Genomic DNA, 1,100 nt, shown 5'->3' on the forward strand with positions numbered 1-1,100 from the left:
ATCATCGCACATATCGACCACGGCAAGAGCACACTTGCCGATAGGTTATTAGAATACACTAACACTATAACCCAACGCGAATCGCAGGCGCAATTGCTTGACGATATGGACCTGGAACGCGAGCGGGGCATCACCATAAAAAGCCACGCCATACAAATGGATTATGAGCTTGATGGTCAAAAATATATCCTCAACCTAATAGATACACCAGGGCACGTAGATTTTTCTTACGAAGTTTCGCGGTCAATAGCGGCCTGTGAAGGGGCTTTGCTTATTGTTGATGCTGCGCAGGGAATACAGGCGCAAACCATATCCAACCTGTACCTCGCTTTAGAGAACGACCTGGAAATTATCCCGGTACTAAATAAAATGGACTTACCCGGCGCCATGCCCGAGGAAGTTAAAGACCAGATAGTTGAACTGATTGGTTGCAAACGTGAAGAAATTCTTGCCGCATCCGGTAAAACAGGAATGGGTGTTCACGATATTTTACGAGCCATTGTTGAAAGGGTACCTGCTCCTGTTGGTGATCCTGAAGCACCTTTACAGGCGCTGATCTTTGATTCGGTTTATAACTCCTTCCGTGGTATTGTGGCTTACTTTAAGGTGGTAAACGGCGAGATCCGTAAAAATGATAAAGTAAAATTCTTTGCTACCGAAAAGCAATATATAGCCGATGAGGTTGGCACATTAAAGTTAAAGCAATCGCCCCGCGATGTAATCAAAACGGGAGATGTGGGATATATAATATCTGGTATAAAAGAGGCTCGTGAGGTGAAAGTGGGTGATACCATTACCCGTGTTGACCGTCCGTGCGAAAGCGGCATCCAGGGTTTTGAAGAAGTAAAGCCAATGGTATTTGCCGGTATTTATCCTGTTGATACCGATGAATACGAAGAACTACGCGAATCGATGGCCAAACTGCAACTAAATGATGCCTCGCTGGTTTTTGAGCCGGAGTCATCGGCAGCATTGGGGTTTGGTTTCCGTTGTGGATTTCTGGGCATGCTGCACATGGAGATCATCCAGGAGCGGCTGGAGCGTGAGTTTGATATGACGGTGATCACCACTGTTCCCAACGTATCCTACATCGCTTATAC

The 1,100-nt window shown here is 46.1% G+C and carries 1 protein-coding gene; it reads left to right on the forward strand.

Going from position 1 to position 1,100, the window contains the following annotated elements; genetic code table 11:
- A partial coding sequence (gene lepA, locus AC1DPZ_RS27765) for a translation elongation factor 4 (protein ID WP_477409613.1) occupies positions 1-1,100 on the forward strand: 1,100 nt, incomplete at both ends.

It is taken from the genome of Mucilaginibacter sp. P4_G9 (assembly GCF_056400985.1).